Source organism: Microbacterium sp. CSI-V (assembly GCF_001984105.1).
Lineage (GTDB): Bacteria > Actinomycetota > Actinomycetes > Actinomycetales > Microbacteriaceae > Microbacterium.
On sequence record NZ_MTQM01000008.1, the window covers coordinates 545,028 to 563,516 of the forward strand.

Here is an 18,489-nt window from a genome sequence, read left to right on the forward strand (position 1 = left end):
GACGAGTCTAGGTCCGCCTGCCTCGGAACCCCCCGATAGCCTCGCGCAGACGGTTGAATGGGGCGGTGCTCCCCGAACCAGACCCGACCCTGTGCCGTGCCCTCGCCGACGATCTGCGGACCGCGGGGTTCGCGGGCGCGGCGCTGCGCGCGGCGTGGGGCGTCCATGCCGACGACGCCGTCGCGCGAGGCCTGCGCGGGCCGGCCGAGCGTGCCCTCGGCGGCCGACGCGACGCGCTCGCGGTCCTCGGGCGTCTGTGGGTCCTCGGTGCACCGGTCGCTCGGGAGGACGCGGCGGCGGCTCTCCCGGGGCTCGGACTCGACGGTGCCGAGGCTCTCGGTCTGGTCGCGCTCGACGGTGGTCGCGTCGTCCCCGCGGCCCTCATCCGCCCCCAACCGTTCGCGGATGCCGACGGCGACGTCGAGTGGTGGATCGCGAGCGACCTCGATGAAGCGGCGCTCGGCGGGCCGCTCCCCGAAAACCACGTCCTCGGCGTGGGTGGGGCATCGCAGACCCTGGCCACGCTGCAGCTCACGTGGCGCGGAGGCTCGGCCCTCGACCTCGGCACCGGCTGCGGCATCCAGGCCCTCCGCCTGCGGCGGCTGGTCCCGCGGGTCGTGGCGACGGACATCTCCGAGCGCGCGCTGCGTTTCACGCGCCTGAACGCGCTGCTCAACGACGTCGACGGGATCGAGACCCGGCTCGGTTCGCTCTTCGACCCGGTCGACGGGGAGACGTTCGATCGGGTGGCATCCAATCCCCCGTTCGTGATCACGCCGCGTGTCGCGGGCGTCCCGGCTTACGAGTACCGCGACGGCGGGCTCGAGGGCGATGCGCTCGTCGCCTCGGTGATCTCCTCCGTCGGTGCGCACCTCGCGCCCGGCGGGGTCGCGCAGTCGCTCGGCAACTGGGAGTACCGCGACGGCGAGGCCGGCCTCGATCGCGTCCGCGGGTGGGTGGACACGTCGCTCGACGCCTGGGTGATCGAGCGCGAGGTGCTCGACCCCCTCGCCTACGCCGAGTTGTGGGTGCGGGACGGGGGCACCATCCCGGGCACGCCCGAGTACGCGCGGCTCATCGGCGCGTGGCTCGACGATTTCGCGAGCCGCGGCGTCACCGGAATCGGCTTCGGCTACGTGCTGCTCCGGCGCCCGCTGGCCGGCGCACCGACACTGTCCCGGTACGAGCGGGTCGCGGGCGGCGGCGAGTCCGCGTTCGGCCCGCACCTCGCAGCGTGCCTGGAGAACCACGACCGTGCCGCCCTCCTGGACGATGAGGGACTGGCATCCGCTGTCCTGCAAGTCGCTCCCGACGTGACCGAGGCCCGGCACCACCGGCCCGGCGAGGAGTCGCCGTCGGTGATCGAGCTGCGCCAGGGCGGCGGCTTCGCCCGCACGCTCGACGTCGACTCGGCGCTCGCGGCCCTCGTCGGGGCGTGCGACGGCGACCTGTCGGTCGGGTCGCTCATCGACGCGATCGCCCAGCTCCTGGACGTGGATGCCGCAGAGCTCCGCGCGGACGTCCTGCCGCGGGTGCGGGAGTTGCTGGTGACCGGATTCCTCGCGTTCGCGGACGCGTGAGGCCCCTCGCCGGTTTCGGTGTCCGAGACACGCCGATGCGTCGGCGCGTCGTCCGCGTGTCCTGGACACCCAACCCGGGAGGCGGCGCCGAGGTGGCCGACGGGACCCCGGGGCGACGGTGCCCCCGGTTAGGCTCGAAGGCATGCTGAACATGGCCGACGGTGTCGCGCGCCTCGGTGAGCTCGCCGAGCATCCGGTGGTCGCCACCCTCGCGCGGGTGTTCGCCGACGCGGGGCGCGATCTGGCGATCGTGGGCGGTCCCGTGCGCGATGCGCTGCTCGGCCGCACGACGCACGACCTCGACTTCACGACCGACGCGCGCCCCGACGAGATCCTGGCGCTCGTGAAGCCGGTGTCGTCGGTGCAGTGGGACGTCGGCCGCGCCTTCGGGACGATCGGCGCCAAGGTGCAGGGCGAGCAGGTCGAGATCACGACGTACCGGGCCGACAGCTACGACGGCGTGACCCGCAAGCCGACGGTCGAGTTCGGCGACACCCTCGAGGCCGACCTCACGCGGCGCGACTTCACCGTCAACGCGATGGCGCTGCGCGTCCCTTCGCGCACGCTCGTCGACCCGACCGGCGGCGTCGAAGACCTGCTCGCACAGCGTCTGCGCACCCCGATCGACCCCGCGGTGAGCTTCGGCGACGACCCGCTCCGCATGCTCCGGGCAGCCCGGTTCGCCTCGCAGCTCGAGTTCGCGGTCGACGCCGAGACGCTGGATGCCGTCGCCGAGCTGCGCGGAACGCTCGAGATCGTGAGCCCCGAACGCGTGCAGGCCGAACTCGTGCGGCTGCTCCAGACCGATGACCCGGTGCGTGGCATCCGGGTGCTCGTGGAGACGCGGTTGATCGAGGAGTTCCTTCCCGAGGTCCCGGCGCTGCGCCTCGAGGTCGACGAGCACCATCACCACAAAGACGTGTACGAGCACTCGCTCACGGTGCTGCGTCAGGCGATCGCGCTCGAGAAGCAGCGCCACCCCGGCGCTGCGCCCGACGTGCCGCTGCGCCTGGCCGCCCTGCTGCACGACATCGGCAAGCCCGCGACGCGGCGTCTCGAATCCGGCGGCGGCGTGACGTTCCACCACCACGACATCAAGGGCGCGCGCATGGCGCGCAAGCGCCTGCAGGCTCTGCGCTTCGACGCGGCGACCACGACGGTCGTCGCTCGCCTGGTGGAGTTGCACCTGCGGTTCTTCGGCTACGCCGAGGGGGCGTGGACGGATGCCGCGGTCCGCCGTTACGTCCGCGACGCCGGCGACGAGCTGGAACGCCTGCACATCCTCACGCGGGCGGACGTGACCACGCGCAACAAGCGGAAGGCCCAGCGCCTGGCATCCGCCTACGACGACATCGAGGCGCGCATCGTGGCGCTGCGCGAGCAGGAGGAGATCGACTCGATCCGTCCCGAGCTCGACGGCAACCGCATCCAGGAAGTCCTGGGCCTGAAGCCCGGCCGCGAGGTCGGTGAGGCATACCGCTTCCTGCTCGACCTGCGCCTCGACGAGGGCGTGCTCGGCGAGGACGAGGCCGAGAAGCGCCTGCGCGAATGGTGGGCCGCGCGGAGCTGAGGAGGCCGCCCGGCGTTCCTCCATGGAAATGCTGGGGAAACGCCCAGTGTCTAGGGTCATCCTCATGACCCCCCTCTCTCCCGCATTCCGTGCGCTGAGCGTCACCACGGTGACGATCGGAATCCTCGCGACCGCCGTGGTCCTGCCGGGCGCCGCAGTGGCCGACACCATCGACCCGGCCGCCGACATCTTCCCCGCGGTGGGAACGTCGGACTTCGATGTCGAGCACTACGACGTGCAGATGGACTACCGAGCCAACGACGACATCTCGGTGGTCACCACGATCACCGCCTCGGCCGCGGCGACGCTCGACACGATCCGTCTCGACTTCGAGGGGCTGACCGTCGACACCGTCACCGTCGACGGGGTCGCGGCGACCTTCGCACGCGAGGACGACAAGGGCGCGACGCTGCACAAGCTCGTCGTCACACCGGCGGCTCCGGTGTCCGGCGACTTCACGGTGACGGTGGAATACCGCGGCGCTCCGGGCACGCACGAGGATCCGGACGGGTCGTTCGAGGGGTGGATGCCGACCAGCGGCGGCGTGGTCGCGCTGGGGCAGCCGGTGGGCACGATGACGTGGCTGCCGAGCAACAACACCCCCAGCGACAAGGCGACCTACGACATCGAGGTCACCGCTCCGACCCAGACGGATGCTCGCGACCTGTCGGTGGCGAGCAGCGGCGATCTCGTCGGACAGGAGCCCGTCGACGCCGATCGCACGCGATGGTCGTGGCACGTCGGAACGCCGTTGTCGACGTCGATGCTCGTGCTCGCGGTCGGGCACTACGACATCCAGAACTCCACCATCACGCTGGCGAGCGGCCGCGTGCTGCCCGAGTGGTCGTTCGTCACGGCGGACGCGTCCGACGAGGACAAGGCGCTCGTGGCGAGCATGCGCGGGCGCATCGCCTCGATGCTCGACTGGCTCGAGACGAAGCTCGGACCGTACCCCGGGGAGAGCACGGGCCTCATCTACGACTACGCCAACGTGGGATACGCCCTCGAGACGCAGGACCGGCCGTTCTTCGACGGCGGGATCGACGAGGCCACGCTGCTCCACGAGCTCACGCACATGTGGCTCGGCAATTCGGTGAGCCCCCGCACCTGGTCGGAGATCTGGCTCAGCGAGGGCGGCGCCTCCTTCTTCGAGTCCTATTACGCGTGGCAGGTGCGAGAGCAGAGCGATCCGCGCGACCTCGCCGCTCAGGCGGTCGGTCCCGACGGCGACCCCGACATCTGGGAGGTTCCGACCGTCGGGTGGACCGACCCCGCCCAACTCTTCGGCAATCAGAGCTACGTCCGCGGCTCCTACGTCTACAGCGCCCTCATGAACGCCGTCGGCCCCGACGGCTTCGATCGCATCATGCGGGCGTGGACGAAGGAGCACGGAGGGTCGTCCGTCGTTACGGAGGACTTCCTGGCGCTCGCCAACGAGGTGTCCGGCCGAGACCTCAGTCGCACGCTCGTGCAGTGGATCTCGAGCGACACCCCGCCGGCGGTCCCCGAGGACATCGTCTCGTTCGAGCCGCTCACCGCCGAGACGACGGTCGGCACGGCCCCCGTCCTCCCCACGGAGGTCACACCGAACTACAAGTCGGGACCGGGCACGCCCGCGTCGGTCACGTGGGACACCGCGGATGCCGACTGGTCGACGCCGGGGACGGTCACCCTGACCGGATCGGGCACCGACTTCTTCGGCGCCCCGTTCACCACGGCATCCCTCGTCGTGACGGTGTCCGCGCCGGCGAGCCCGAGTCCGACGGAATCCGCGACCCCGAGTCCGTCGTCGGCCGCGCTCCCGCACACCCTCAGCGCAACCGGCGCGAAGCCGGCCACCGTGCCCCTGATCGCCGCGCTGTCGCTGTTGATCGGCGGTGCCGTCATCCTGGTCGCCGCGCGTCGTCGCCGGAAGGTCGACTGAGGCCGGCGGCCCCGACCTCGGGTTTGGGGCGCGTTTCTCTGTTTGGGGCAGAAAACCCGCGCCCCGAACGGAGAATCACGCCCCGAACCCGTCGTGCGAGCGCCGAGGGCGGCATCCCGGCCCGACCCCTGGCATCCCGCTGTGAACCCGCCCACCCCCGCGCACGGCGACCTACACTGGGCACGACACCGTCACCGCCGATGGGAGTCCCGTGTCTTCGCCGTGGTCGCGACCCGCCGTCTCCCCCGAGAACTCGGGGCTGCTGATCGCGCGCGCCCACGACGAACTGCTCGCCGGTAACGAGGATCGGCGGCTCAGCGACGTGCGTCCGCTGGTGCAGGAGTCGTGGCGGCGGTCGCTGGCATCCCTCGTCGGTCCGGAGGGTCTGCCGACGCTCGATCTCGCGTCCGAGGAGCTCGAGGCGTATCGCCGCGCGCACCCGCTCGCCGGGGTGATGGACATGATCCGCGCCCTGCTGCTGCCGGGGTCGGCGGAGGACTCCGGCGTCGTGGTGGCCGTGGGCGATGCCGCCGGACGCCTGCTGTGGGTCGAGGGTGATCGACACATCCGCACGCGCACCGGCGACATGGGTTTCATCGCCGGGGCGAACTGGTCGGAGGACGTCGTGGGCACGTCCGCGCCCGGGACGGCGCTGAGGCTCGACCGGTCGGTGCAGATCCGCGGGGCGGAGCATTTCAACCGGCTCGTGCAGCCGTGGTCGTGCACCGCAGCGCCCGTGCACGACCCCGAGACGCGGCGGCTGCTCGGCATGATCGACGTCACGGGAGGCCCCGAGGCCGTGACCCCGCAAGCGCAATTGCTGGTGGATGCCACGGCCCGGGCGATCGAGAGCGAGATCCTCGTCGGGCGGCTCCGGGCGCAGCAGGACCCCCCGCCGCGTCGACCGCGGCGCTCCCCCGGGACGCGCGCGCTGCTGCGGATCCTCGGCCGGGATCGGGCGCTGCTCGAGGTGTCCGGCGAGTCCGGCGAGACGGTGGTCGAGCTCGGCGCGCGGCACGCCGAGATCCTGCTGCTGCTCGCCGTGCACCGCGAGGGGATGTCGGCCGAGGCGCTCAGCGAAGCGGTCTACGGGCACCCCGCCACCGAGACGCTGCGCCCCGAGATGGTGCGGTTGCGGAAGGTCCTCGAGCCCCTCGCGCCCGCGCTGGTGCCGGCATCCCGCCCCTACCGGCTGCCCGAAGGCCTCGAGACCGACGCCCAGCAGATGGTGTCGCTGCTCGATCGCGGGGCGCACCGCGTCGCGCTCGCCGCCTACCGCGGGCCGGTGCTGCCCGATTCGGTGGCGCCGGGGGTGGCCGAGGTGCGGGAGTCGGTGCGTCAAGCGCTGCGCGAGGCGTTGATCGAGGAGGCGGGGATCGACGTGCTGCTCGCGTACGCCGACACCGTCGACGGGCGGGAGGATGCCGAGGTGCTGCGGCTGTGCCTCGGGATGTTGCCCGCGCGGTCGCCGAAGCGCGCCGGGCTCGTGTCGCGGATCGAGCGTCTCGAACAGGACTGATGTCGGACCCCGTGGTTACGCTGAATCCATGGACGAACAGACGCTCGACATCTTCTCGGCAGCTCGCGCCCGTCGCGATGTGGGGCGCATCCGCGAGGCCGTCGCCGAGGTCAAGGCCGGCGACATCGCCCGCGTCCTGGTGCGATCGCCCCGCTACGGTCTGTACGCGATCGAGGGGGCCGTCCGCATCGGCGTGGGCGGGCAGCCGCTCGTCGGCGATGTGATCCTCGCGACCAGCGCCGAGATCCAGCGCATCGATCTCGGCATCCCCGCGCCCGAGCCGGCCCTGTCGGCCGACGTCGTCGACCCCTCGACCCTCCCCCACGGCACGCCCGTCCGCGTCACGTTCGTCACGCCGACGGCCGCGACCTTCGCCGTCACGGGTCCGATCACCGCGGGCAACGACCGCTTCCTCCTCGTCGGCAGCTGGATCGTGGCCGACGACCGCGCGATCGCCCCGCGCGTGGTGAGCATCGAGCGCCTCGACGACGTCGACCTGCACGAGGTCAACGTCCCGCCGCTGCGGTCGGTGCTGGTCGACGCCGACGCGTAGAGGCCGATGGATGCCGCGGCCCCGGGGTCGCGGCATCCCTCGTCCGTGAAGGGCGTCAGGGCCGGATCAGCACCTTCAGTGCCTCGCGGCTGTCCATGAGGCGGTACGCCTCCGCGATCTCGGACAGCGGCAGTTCGCGGTCGAAGACGCGGCCGGGGTCGATGCTGCCGTCGAGCACTTGGGGGAGCGCCGCCTCGATGTATGCCCGGATGGTCGCCGGTCCACCGGTCAGGGTGGCGTTCTTGCCGAACAGCGAGGTGAAGCCGACGGGTGCGTCCTCGTACTGGGGGACGCCGACGCGCGAGATCACTCCGCCGGGGCGGACGATCCGGTACGCCTGCTCGTAGGCGGGCATGTGTCCGACGGCTTCCAGCACCACGTGCGCGCCCTCGCCGCCGGTGAGGTCGAGCACGCGTGTCACGCCCTCGTCTCCCCGCTCGGCGACCACGTGCGTCGCGCCGAAGTCGCGACCCAGGTTCGTTCGCGCCTCGTGGCGCCCCATGAGGATGATCTTCTCGGCACCCAGCTGACGCGAGGCGAGGACCGCGGACAGACCGACGGCGCCGTCCCCGATGACGACGACGGTCTTCCCCGGCGCGACGCCGCCCCGGTGGGCGGCGTGGTGTCCGGTCAGGTACACGTCCGACAGCGTCAGCAGCGAAGGCATGAGCGCCTCGTCGGTGCCGGCCGGGACGACGACCGCGGTGCCGTCGACCTGCGGGACCCGCAGGCGCTCGGCCTGGGTCGCCGACCCGGCGCCGTCGAAGAAGCCGCCGTGCACGCACGACGTGGTGATGCCGTCGCGGCAGAACACGCACGTGTTGTCCGACCAGGCGAAGGGCACGATCACGGTGTCGCCGACCGCGAGGGTGCGGACGTCCTCACCGATCTTCTCGACGGCGCCGATGGCCTCGTGACCCATCCGGCGCCCCTCGGGGGTGTGCTCGAGGGAGTGGTACGGGTGCAGGTCGGACCCGCACACGCAGGCGTACGTCACCCGGATGACGGCATCCGTGGCTTCTTCGATGGTGGGATCGGCGACCTCTTCGACGCGGACGTCGCCCGCGCCGTACATCAGTGTGGCTCTCATCGGTTGCTCTCCTCGGTGATGGGGGCGTTGTACTCGTCGTCGGTGACGTGGGAACCCCACGTCGCGCTCTCCGCGCCCTCGGGGGTTTCCCACAGGGCCAGGTGCGTCATGAAGCTGTCGGGTGCGGCACCGTGCCAGTGCTCTTCGCCGGGCGGGCACGAGACCGTCTCGCCCGCGTGCACCTCGACGATGGCGCCGCCGCGCGCCTGCACCCGCGCCGTGCCCTCGACCACCCGCAGGGTCTGGCCGAGCGGATGCGAATGCCACGCCGTTCGGGCGCCGGGGGCGAACCGCACGAGGCCGGCGTGGAGACGCTGACCGTCGTGCTGCGGTGAGACGACCGGGTCGAGCCAGACGTCGCCGGTGAACCATTCGGGCGGGTTCTTGACGGTCGGTGGGATGGGGAGGGTACGCATGGTGTGCTCCGTTCGTCAGGGCGGTACGCCCAGCACACTCCGTCGACGGCCCCCGCGGGAGGCCCTGACGGAAGGTGTACCGCCAGGGCATCCCTTCCTCCGCGCGACGGTCCTACCGTGGACGGCATGGACAACAAGGCCGAGGTGCGGGAGTTCCTCACGACCCGCCGCGCGCGCGTCGCCCCCGAGCAGGTGGGGCTGCCGGCGGGCACCAATCGGCGCGTTCCGGGTCTGCGGCGCGCGGAGGTCGCGATGCTCGCCGACGTGAGCGTCGAGTACTACGCCAAGCTCGAGCGCGGACAGATCGCCGGTGCCTCCGCCGCGGTGCTCGAGTCGCTCTCCCGCGCCCTGTTGCTCGACGAGACCGAGCGGATGCACCTCCTCGATCTCGCCCGGGCAGCCGATGGCATCCCGACCTCCGGGCGACCCCGGCGACGGTCGAGCGCCACTGTGTCCGCGCGTCCAGGTCTGCAGAGGACCCTGGATGCCATCACCGGCGGGCCGGCGTTCGTCCGCGACCGCCACCAGAACCTCGTCGCCACGAACGCCCTCGGAGCGGCGTTCTACTCCCCCGTCATCGGTGCCGGCGGGCGGGCGCCGAATCTGGCGCGATTCCAGTTCCTCGACCCGGCGGCGCGCGACTTCTACCCCGATTGGGAGCTGTTCGCGCAGATGTGCGTCGCGATCATGCGGGTCGAGGCCGGGCGCGACCCCCACGACCGCACGATGCAGGACCTGGTCGGCGAGCTCACGACCCGCAGCGAGACCTTCGCCCGCCTGTGGTCGGCGCACGACGTGCGCACCCACGGGACCGGGACCAAGCGGTTCCATCACCCGGTGGTCGGCGAGCTCACCCTCGCGTATGAAGAACTCGCCGTCACCGCTGAAGACGGGATGGCGCTGCTGGTCTACACCGCCGAACCCGGGTCGCCGTCGGCCGAGCGTCTGCAGATGCTCGCCAGCTGGTCGCTCAGCGAGGCGGCTCGCCCGTGAGCGTCGATGATCTTCTCGAAGCCCTCGACCGCGGTGACACGATCGCCGGCGGATCGCCCCTCCACGAGGTCATGCACGCCACGAGTCAGGAGGCCCTGCGGATCGCCGCCGAGCTGAACTCCGCGTACCGCGAGCCCGACGACGTTCGTGCGCTCCTCGCGCGGCTGACGGGCCGCGAGGTCGACGAGTCCGTCACGCTCTTCCCGCCCTTCACCAGCGATTTCGGTCGCAATATCCGGCTGGGCGAGCGGGTGTTCATCAATTCCGGATGCCGCTTCCAAGACCAGGGCGGCATCACGATCGGCGACGACTGCCTGATCGGCCACAACGTGGTGATCGCGACGCTGCAGCACGGCATCGACCCCGCTCGCCGCGCGGATCTGCTGCCCGCGCCGGTGGTCCTCGGACGCAACGTGTGGCTCGGGGCGAACGTCACGGTCCTGCCCGGAGTGACGATCGGCGACGACGCGGTCGTCGGCGCCGGGTCGGTGGTCACGAGAGACGTCCCGGCGGCCACGATCGCGGTGGGGTCTCCCGCGCGGGTGGTGCGCGGCATCCACGATCCGGCGTAGGGGGGGCGCGGGCGGGGCCGGCGCGGTGCGGGGCCGGCGCGTGCGTGCGGGGCGGTCGCGCGACGTGCGTGCGCGGTCGTGCGGCGCCGAGAGCACACGATCCGTGCGAGGTCACACGCTGTGGGCGGCCGCGACGTGTGCGTTCGCACGGATCGTGTGCTTTCGCGGTCGCGGTCCCGGCCGACCCCCGTGCAACCGGATGCAACGTGGCGCGGCGTACGTTCGGCGCATCGCCGCCCGAAGCCGTCGCGGCGTCTCATGACCGTCGAAGGAGACACGCATGACCATCGTCGAAGAAGGCGTTTCCAGCGTCTACGCCGCCCCCGGTTCGCGCGGGGCCGTCGCCCAGTATCGCGAGCGGTACGGGCACTACATCGGCGGGGAGTGGGTCGAGCCGCACAGCGGCGAGTACTTCGAAGACATCACCCCCGTCACCGGCAAGCCGTTCTGCGAAATCGCCCGCGGAGACGCGGCCGACATCGACCGAGCAGTGGATGCCGCCTGGAAGGCGTTCGCATCCTGGAAGAAGACCACGCCCGCCGAGCGCAGCGTCATCCTGAACAAGATCGCCGACCGCATCGAGCAGAACCTCGAGATGATCGCTGTCGCCGAGACGTGGGAGAACGGCAAGCCGGTGCGCGAGACGCTCGCCGCCGACATTCCCCTGACCGTCGACCACTTCCGCTACTTCGCGGGTGTGCTGCGGGCCCAGGAGGGGTCGCTCAGCCAGCTCGACGAGAACACCGTCGCGTACCACTTCAACGAGCCGCTCGGTGTGGTGGCGCAGATCATCCCGTGGAACTTCCCGATCCTCATGGCCGCGTGGAAGCTCGCCCCGGCGCTCGCCGCGGGCAACTGCGTCGTGATCAAGCCGGCCGAGCAGACCCCGGCATCCCTGCTGTTCCTGTTCGACATCATCGGCGACCTGCTGCCGGCCGGTGTCGTGAACATCGTCAACGGGTTCGGCATCGAGGCGGGGGCGCCGCTGGCGCAGCACAAGCGGGTCCGCAAGGTCGCCTTCACGGGTGAGACCACCACGGGCCGCCTGATCATGCAGTACGCGTCGCAGAACCTCATCCCGGTGACGCTGGAGCTCGGGGGCAAGAGCCCGAACGTCTTCTTCGAGGACGTGGCCCGCGCCACCGACGACGCGTACTACGACAAGGCGCTCGAGGGCTTCACGCTCTTCGCCCTCAACCAGGGTGAAGTGTGCACGTGCCCGTCGCGGGCGCTGATCCAGCGGTCGATCTACGACCAGTTCCTCGGCGACGGCCTCGCACGCGTCGGCAAGGTGAAGCAGGGCAACCCGCTCGACCCCGAGACGATGATCGGCGCGCAGGCCTCGAACGACCAGCTCGAGAAGATCCTGTCGTACATCGAGATCGGCAAGGCCGGCGGTGCGAAGCTGCTCACCGGTGGCGAGCGGGTCGACCTCGGCGGCGAGCTGTCGGGCGGCTACTACGTCGCTCCGACCGTCTTCGAGGGCACGAACGACATGCGGATCTTCCAGGAGGAGATCTTCGGCCCGGTGCTCTCGGTCACGTCGTTCGACAGCTTCGACGACGCGATCTCGATCGCGAACGACACGCTCTACGGACTCGGTGCCGGTGTGTGGAGCCGCAGCGGCGACACCGCTTACCGCGCCGGCCGGGCCATCGAGGCCGGACGCGTCTGGACCAACACGTACCACCAGTACCCGGCGCACGCCGCGTTCGGCGGGTACAAGCAGTCGGGCATCGGCCGTGAGAACCACCTCAAGATGCTCGACCACTACCAGCAGACGAAGAACCTGCTGGTGTCTTACGCCGAAGGCGCGATGGGCTTCTTCTAAGCCGGCGGCATTGGCGCCAGGGCGCTGCGGGCTGCAGCGTCTTGGCGCCGTCGTGGACAGAGCGTCGGGGCGGCGGGTCGCCGACGCTCAGTGACCCCCGGGATGCCCCCCGGGGGTCACACCCTTTTGCTCGGTGGCGCTGCGGGGTCGCCGGGACCTCGTCCCACTTGTTGCGGTTTCGGGGCCGCCATATCGACAACTTTTGGGACATGAATCGAAAGGAGTGGGACATGACGACACAGCTCTCCCGCGTGGACGTGACGGATGCCGCGGCCGCGCTGCTACGCGACCTGACGGCGAAGCACGGCCCGCTGATGTTCCACCAGTCGGGCGGCTGCTGCGACGGCAGCTCCCCCATGTGCTACCCGGTGGGGATGTTCCTCACCGGCCCCAGCGACGTGCACCTCGGCAGCATCGACGTCGGTCTCGACGACCCGATCGAGGTCTACATGTCCGAGTCGCAGTTCGAGTACTGGAAGTTCACACACCTCACGATCGACGTCGTGCCGGGACGGGGTGCCGGGTTCTCGGTCGAGGGACCGACCGGGATGCGGTTCCTCATTCGATCGCGGATGCTGACCGAGGAGGAGGCGGTGGCGTTCGGGGTTGGGGTTTAGGTGGGGCGGGTTCGCGAACTCGTGACGTCACGATTCTCAGTTGTATTCGCCGGGTTTGCGGGTGCCCACGGGTGCTCGTTTGCCGCGTAATTCCGCGGACTTCGTGCTCGTTGGTTGTGTGTGGTTTCAGCCGGGTTCCCGGCCCGGGACCGACCCAGGATCAAAGACCTGTCAGGTAATTTGTCCGCGTGGGATCTATCTCCAAGGCCTGTTCCACGCGCGGGTGAGGGCGTCGTGGAGCATGAAACCATGGCGGGTGGTGAAGCCGGCCCCGCCCACACGCCGATACACGAAATCTGTGTATGAGCCGTTTCGGATGCCGATCCCACCGATCTCAAACATCTGCTTCAGCAGTTGCTTGACCTCGGTCTCATCGAGTTCGCCCTTGACCTCGGCGCAGACGTATTCGAACGTGAAAAAACGGCTAGGCGATGTGCGAAGGGCGTCTTTGAACGCCCCCAAGTTTCTTGCCCTGTCCTCGTCCAGGACGCCCGCAAGGTTGTCAAAGATCTCTCCGACAAAGTACTCCTCGGAGTACGATCTCACCGCCGCCTTCGCATTCTCTTCAGGAACCTTCCCGTTTCCCCGGTAGGCCTTCTGGAGGTGGCGCATCAGAGCAACGGCGTCGCGCGGCAGCAGACGCGTGTGATCAAGCAGGTATTCGGGGAGTTCCATGTGTGGACCCACCGTAACGCTCTTTGATAAGTACTGTCCGACCACGCTGGTCACATCCGGCGCTCCAACCTGTGCTTTGTGGGTCAGCAGCTTCCAGAGGTGGTTCTTGGCTCCGATTCCATTGGCGTGCCAGTCCAGATACACGGCATGAGACTTCAGTCGGTTTATTTCAGGCCCGGGAAGCACGTCGAAAACGTCGGACCTGGCCGCTATGACGATTGAGACGGGGAGTTTGTGCTCTTTCAAGAAGCGATTCAGACTCAATCCAGCTTGCATGAGACCCGCCAGGGACGTCCACTCGTCCTTCTGCTCGAAGAAGAACGAGTCCAGCCCGTCCAGTGCGATCACATGTTTGCTATCTGTTGAGCACCACTCGATCATCTGCTTCAAATAGGTGTTGGCCTCGAGCGGGGTGATGGTAGATGCGTCCACGCGCGACTCAGTCGAGAAGATCTTGAGGTCCAATTTGAAAGTGGAACTCGACCAAATCGCAACCGATGCCGACCAGTCAGACGTCAGCAGGCCTTTCGCTCGCAGGTTCTTCACAATGGCGTAGAACTTGGCGTCAACCTTTAGCCCCTCGTCCGCTGAAAGTGATTCGACGAGTCGAAGGAGGAGGACGAACTCCCACGCTGCTTGGTTGCGGGACCCGCCCCGGGACTGTCCCATGGGGATGTTGGTCATGTCGTTCACTGGAAACCCGGCTAGGTTCCATCCCGTGTAGAACCGATTCCACTGGCCGGCCCAGCGAAGCCGTAGATGTTCCAGAACAGCGGACTTCCCGGATCCCTTTGGTCCGAGGATCAGCCAGGTTCGTCCGTCCAAGACGTGTTGGACGGCCTGGTTGTAGTCGTAGTACCCATGCAAAAGTAGCTCAGGCATCTCCAGCGCTTCGAGTGCGGCGTCGAGTTCGCCGAAGTTCAGTAGCTCGAATTTTGGAAGCGCACCGTTACTCATTCGCCGAGCTTACCGATGGGCCTGAGAGTCGCGCGACCCTTTCGGGGGCGTCGTGCTCGTTGGTTTTGGTAGCTTGAGACGGCTCCAACTCAGGGATCGTCCCGAACTAGCTCTGCGAGGGGGCCAGAGCTTTCGGGCGACTGCTGACGGGGAAGTAGCCGTAACGCCCGATCGCAGACTTGGTGAACACCACGTCGATTACCCCATCGGGGATCCCATCTGGAGGATCCGTGTTTTCCATGACGATGACCTGCAGACCGACATAGTTCTGGAGGGATTCGTAGAAGCGCGAGACCAAGTCGGACGGCATAGAGTCAGGCTCGTCTGAAGTGGGCTCGAGCTCGTCAGGTGGTCTGTACGTCACCAGCGGGGAATCGATGATGACGAAGCCCGGATGAGGGAGCCCATTGTTGACGCAGTATTGCCCTAGCGTCACAGTGAAAGCGGCGTGGAGAATCGCGCGTACGCCCTTGCCATGCGCAGCCCGCGCCTGTCCACCGGCAATCACGTCCTGATCAGCGCAGTCGTATCTCACGCTCGAGCTGTCGGGGAACCCCCACGCTTCGAGCAGGTCGGCCATCTCCTGCGAGAACGCATCGAGCAACGTATAGCTTATGGAGCCAGCCGCGATTGCTACCTCCTTTGCACTGTCAGCCATCACAGCTGTCAGCGCCTGGCGCAGTTCCTCGAGTTGTTCGTAAAGCGTTAGCCCCTTCTCAACACTCGCCTTGGCCTTTGCCAACTCTTCGAGTGTGGTCTTGCTGGGTCGGAGTTCCTCATCGATGCTTGCGAGCTCCGATTCGAGCTTGCTAAGCGCGGTCTTTGGGTTTCTGGGGCCGTTGTAACGACGGTCCTTGTGGCTCCGACGGGCGTCGATCCCGTGACCTAACGATTTTCAGGCGCTCGGATGCGGGAGCGGTACACATTCGCACCGCTCCCGCCCTCCACTTTCGTTATCCGTCGGCGTCCGCGTGCTCGGTGAGCCGCCGTGACCTCGCGCCTCGCACCAAGATCGTCAGAACGAACCCCAGGGCGAGCGTTGGCGTCGCCAGCGACACCTCAGGCGCCATCGCTCCAACGAGAAGCCCCGCGGCCATAGCGGCCACGATCGGGATCACGGCCGCGACCCGTCGGTGGGCGTCATAGCCGAGCCCGAGTCCGACGCCGATAACGGCCAACAGCACGCAGACTGCCACCGGGGTCCGGATGAGTTCCAGAACGTACGTCACGAGTCGCTCCGCTCAGCAGTACGTGTGCGAGATCGCGCCGGGCAAAGGTGCGACGACGATGTGCAGGCATCCCCGCGGCCACTGGCGGTTCGCTGTCGCTGCCTGGATTTGGAGGTAGGCAGCCCAGGCGCCGCAGGCCACGGCGAGTCCTTTCGACTTCACCAGGGCGGTGCAGAAGCCGGATGCGGCCGCGTAGTCCTTGATGCTCGCCGTCTCGGAGCGGCTCAGGGTCAGGCCCCACGCCGCGTTGCGCCACCCCCACGTGGGATCTGCGACCACCGGGTAAACCGTCGTCGCCGATGGCACGACGACCTGTGCCAGGCGGTCGCCCCGCACCTCGTAGTACGTCCGAACCGGGACGCCGGCGGCGTCGGTCGCCCACGCGGCTGCCACGGGCACGTAGATGCCGTCGCGACCCTCTTGCAGGAAGCCCGCGTTCCCCACGGCGTCGATGACCGCTCGATATCCGTCGAGACCGAACGCCGCTTCGTGCGTTGCGTCGCGGTCGGGGATGACGGTCTGCACACGGGTGTCACCGTTCTCGAGTGACTGAACCGCCAGCGTTGCGTCGTCCGCGCTCGGATACACAACGGTGCCGTCCTGCCCGATCTCGCCGTCATCCAGGCCAAGGTCAGAGGGTAGATCGATCTTGGCGACTACGGTGCGTCCGGCGACTTCGGTGGACACCTCGACGGGGCTGGCGGGGTCGACCGGGATCGATGTGTCAGTCTCCGCTGTCGATGCGGCGAACGAGCCGTCGACTTCCACGGCCTCGGCAGGGCGCGAGCCCGCGGGCGCGGCGTCGGATACGAGGGACACGACGGTCGCCACATCCGTCGTGTCGACGACAGTGTCGGCGCTCGCAGCCGATGCGGAGAAAGTGACGACGCAGCTCGCGACCGCGAGGATCGCCAGGGAACGCAGGTGTCGCGTCGGCCGTGTTCCGCGGGCAATCTTCATGGGCTCACCTCTCGTCACGCGATCGCCCGGCGAGCCAGAACACAGCCAAAGGGCGATCGCTACTCGTGCTGAGCGCGGCGTGTGCGGTGCTCGAAGGTCGAGCGTAGAGAGGCGGACATGTTTGCATGCCCAGATGGGCGCGAGTTCACCCGGCGAAGTCGTCTTGTCCGCCGAACGCCCGACGCACCGCGCTCACCCCGTGAATGAACAAAGCCGAAGCGGCGGCATCACAGCCACCCCCGCTCCACCGCCACCCGCACGGCATCCGCCCGATTCCGCCCGCCGGTCTTCCCGATCGCGCTGGACAGGTGATTCTTCACCGTCCCCTCGGACAGGTGCACCATGCGGGCGATGTCGGCGATCGACCCTCCGGCGCGGGCGGCGGCGAGCACGTCCGTCTCTCGCTCGGTCAGCGGGGAGTCGCCCTGCGCCAACGACTCGGCGGCTAGAACCGGGTCCACCACGCGGTACCCGGCCGACACCCGCCGCACGGCATCCGCCAGCTCCGCCGCGGGGGTGTCCTTCACCACGAACCCCGACGCCCCGGCCTGCATGGCACGCGCGAGGTATCCGGGCCGGCCGAACGTCGTGACGATGAGGGCGCGGCATCCGGGAACCTGCGTGCGCAGAAGAGACGCGGCGGCGATGCCGTCGATACCGGGCATCTCGATGTCGAGCAGCGCCACGGTCGCCTCGGACGCGCGGGCGGCCTCGACCACCTCGTCGCCGCGGCCCACCTGGGCGACGACCTCGATGTCGGGCTCCAGACCGAGCAGCGCGGCGAGGGCGCCGCGCACGAGCGCCTGATCGTCCGCGATGAGAAGTCGGATCACCACGTCACCCCGCCCCGAATCCGCCGAGGTCGCTGCGACCCAAGGTCATATCGATCACCAGGTCACCCTCACTCGGAATCCGCCGAGGTCGCTGCGACCCACCGACATGCGGCCGCCGGCTGTCTCGACGCGCTCGCGCAGTCCCGACAGCCCCGAGCCGGACGATGCGCCCGACGGCCCGCGCCCGTCGTCGGCGACCTCCACCGAGCGAGAGTCCAGCGACACCCGGCACACGGATGCCTCGGCGTGCCGCACCACGTTCGTCACGGCCTCGCGCACCACCCACCCCGCGAGCTCGCGCCGGTCGGACGGCACCTGATCCGTCGACCCGGGCAGCTCGGGCGCGACCCCGGCGCTCTCCAGCGCCGCACGGGCCGCGGCGAGCTCGCCGCTGATGCTCACACCTCTATACCCGTGCACCGTCGCGCGGACGTCGGCCAGCGCACCGCGCGACAGCTGCTCGATCTGTGCCACCTCGTCGCGGGCGGCCGGGGATCCGGCATCCATCAGTCTTCCGGCGAGCTCGGCCTTCACCGTGATCACGGTCAGCGAGTGGCCGAGGATGTCGTGCACGTCGCGCGCGACGCGGCTGCGCTCGCGTTCGGCGGCGAGCTCGGCGACCTGTTCCTGCGCGGCGCGGAGTCGCTCGAGGGTCGTGATGTTCTGCACGAAGCTCAGCATCATGATCGAGATGGAGAGGATGATCGCCGAGTTCAGCACGTTCGTGAAGGTGTCGGCGCCGCTCCGCTCCCCCACCACGAACGACAGCGCGCTCAGCAGCAGCACGAGGATCCACGTAGGGCGCCGTGCGACGCTCGACACCGCGACCGCGACGCCGACGAACGTCCACATCCACCGCACGTCTTCGCCGATCCAGGGCGTGAGGCTCAGGCTGAGGGCGAACATCACCGCGGCCGGGATCAGTCGGCGCCACCCCGAGGTCGTCCGGCGCGCGAACGGGACGCTCACGAGGAACACCGCCGCGAACACCACCACGATGAGAGTCCCCACGGCGTGAGCGACGGGATCGGGCACTTCCCAGATCGACAGCAGCGTCGGGAAGGTCCAGATCAGCGAGAGCCCGCCGCCGATGAACCAGCCCCGCGTGAACGAGCGCCGGCCCGGAACGCGGAAGCGTCCCGGGCTGGTCTTCTCGTCCATGTCGTTCAC

General features: G+C 69.2%; 17 protein-coding genes. 9 read left to right on the forward strand and 8 right to left on the reverse strand.

Annotation, left to right across the window (positions count from 1 at the left end):
* Positions 1–65 precede the first annotated feature (65 nt).
* The 5 genes from CSIV_RS09145 (at position 66) to CSIV_RS09165 (ending at position 7,146) form a co-directional block, all read left to right on the forward strand.
* Positions 66–1,580: a DUF7059 domain-containing protein gene (locus tag CSIV_RS09145; protein ID WP_077051068.1), complete on the forward strand. Its 1,515-nt coding sequence runs from the start codon at positions 66–68 to the stop codon at positions 1,578–1,580.
* Between the two features lie 142 nt (positions 1,581–1,722).
* Positions 1,723–3,150, forward strand: a complete 1,428-nt coding sequence (locus CSIV_RS09150; RefSeq protein WP_077051069.1) for a CCA tRNA nucleotidyltransferase — start codon at positions 1,723–1,725, stop codon at positions 3,148–3,150.
* A 64-nt stretch (positions 3,151–3,214) separates the two neighbouring features.
* Positions 3,215–5,074: a M1 family aminopeptidase gene (locus tag CSIV_RS09155; RefSeq protein WP_077051070.1), complete on the forward strand. Its 1,860-nt coding sequence runs from the start codon at positions 3,215–3,217 to the stop codon at positions 5,072–5,074.
* Between the two features lie 211 nt (positions 5,075–5,285).
* On the forward strand, positions 5,286–6,593 hold the full coding sequence (locus CSIV_RS09160; protein WP_077051071.1) for a GAF domain-containing protein: 1,308 nt from the start codon (positions 5,286–5,288) through the stop codon (positions 6,591–6,593).
* A 28-nt stretch (positions 6,594–6,621) separates the two neighbouring features.
* Positions 6,622–7,146, forward strand: coding sequence for a hypothetical protein (locus tag CSIV_RS09165; RefSeq protein WP_077051072.1), 525 nt, complete (start codon positions 6,622–6,624; stop codon positions 7,144–7,146).
* Positions 7,147–7,201: 55 nt separating this feature from the next.
* Here CSIV_RS09165 and CSIV_RS09170 read toward each other — a convergent pair whose 3' ends face one another.
* Together CSIV_RS09170 and CSIV_RS09175 are read right to left on the reverse strand one after the other, a co-directional pair.
* A complete protein-coding gene (locus tag CSIV_RS09170; protein ID WP_175627589.1) occupies positions 7,202–8,236 on the reverse strand; it encodes a zinc-binding dehydrogenase in 1,035 nt (344 codons plus the stop codon).
* The gene (locus tag CSIV_RS09175; RefSeq protein WP_077051074.1) at positions 8,233–8,652 is read right to left on the reverse strand and encodes a (R)-mandelonitrile lyase; all 420 of its coding nucleotides are present in this window, start codon (positions 8,650–8,652) and stop codon (positions 8,233–8,235) included. Before CSIV_RS09175 ends, CSIV_RS09170 begins: the two co-directional genes overlap by 4 nt.
* A gap of 126 nt (positions 8,653–8,778) precedes the next feature.
* Here CSIV_RS09175 and CSIV_RS09180 point away from each other — a divergent pair, with 126 nt between their 5' ends.
* The 4 genes from CSIV_RS09180 (at position 8,779) to CSIV_RS09195 (ending at position 12,665) form a co-directional block, all read left to right on the forward strand.
* On the forward strand, positions 8,779–9,645 hold the full coding sequence (locus tag CSIV_RS09180; RefSeq protein ID WP_077051075.1) for a helix-turn-helix domain-containing protein: 867 nt from the start codon (positions 8,779–8,781) through the stop codon (positions 9,643–9,645).
* Entirely contained in the window at positions 9,642–10,217 is a 576-nt protein-coding gene (locus CSIV_RS09185) for a sugar O-acetyltransferase (RefSeq protein ID WP_077051076.1), read from the forward strand. Before CSIV_RS09180 ends, CSIV_RS09185 begins: the two co-directional genes overlap by 4 nt.
* A 280-nt stretch (positions 10,218–10,497) precedes the next feature.
* Entirely contained in the window at positions 10,498–12,048 is a 1,551-nt protein-coding gene (gene exaC / locus CSIV_RS09190; RefSeq protein ID WP_077051077.1) for an acetaldehyde dehydrogenase ExaC, read from the forward strand.
* Positions 12,049–12,278: 230 nt separating this feature from the next.
* Complete coding sequence (locus tag CSIV_RS09195) at positions 12,279–12,665, forward strand: DUF779 domain-containing protein (RefSeq protein WP_077051078.1); 387 nt, start codon at positions 12,279–12,281, stop codon at positions 12,663–12,665.
* A 195-nt stretch (positions 12,666–12,860) separates the two neighbouring features.
* Here the strand turns inward: CSIV_RS09195 and CSIV_RS09200 are convergent, their stop codons facing one another.
* From CSIV_RS09200 to CSIV_RS09225, 6 genes are all read right to left on the reverse strand, one after another.
* Entirely contained in the window at positions 12,861–14,297 is a 1,437-nt protein-coding gene (locus tag CSIV_RS09200; RefSeq protein WP_139340654.1) for a P-loop ATPase, Sll1717 family, read from the reverse strand.
* A gap of 106 nt (positions 14,298–14,403) precedes the next feature.
* Entirely contained in the window at positions 14,404–15,039 is a 636-nt protein-coding gene (locus CSIV_RS09205; RefSeq protein ID WP_139340655.1) for a hypothetical protein, read from the reverse strand.
* 211 nt (positions 15,040–15,250) lie between these two features.
* Entirely contained in the window at positions 15,251–15,526 is a 276-nt protein-coding gene (locus tag CSIV_RS09210; RefSeq protein WP_077051081.1) for a hypothetical protein, read from the reverse strand.
* A 12-nt stretch (positions 15,527–15,538) separates the two neighbouring features.
* Positions 15,539–16,486: a hypothetical protein gene (locus CSIV_RS09215; protein ID WP_077051082.1), complete on the reverse strand. Its 948-nt coding sequence runs from the start codon at positions 16,484–16,486 to the stop codon at positions 15,539–15,541.
* A gap of 227 nt (positions 16,487–16,713) precedes the next feature.
* Positions 16,714–17,319, reverse strand: a complete 606-nt coding sequence (locus CSIV_RS09220; RefSeq protein ID WP_077051391.1) for a response regulator transcription factor — start codon at positions 17,317–17,319, stop codon at positions 16,714–16,716.
* Between the two features lie 54 nt (positions 17,320–17,373).
* Positions 17,374–18,480, reverse strand: a complete 1,107-nt coding sequence (locus tag CSIV_RS09225; protein WP_077051083.1) for a sensor histidine kinase — start codon at positions 18,478–18,480, stop codon at positions 17,374–17,376.
* Positions 18,481–18,489: the final 9 nt, after the last annotated feature.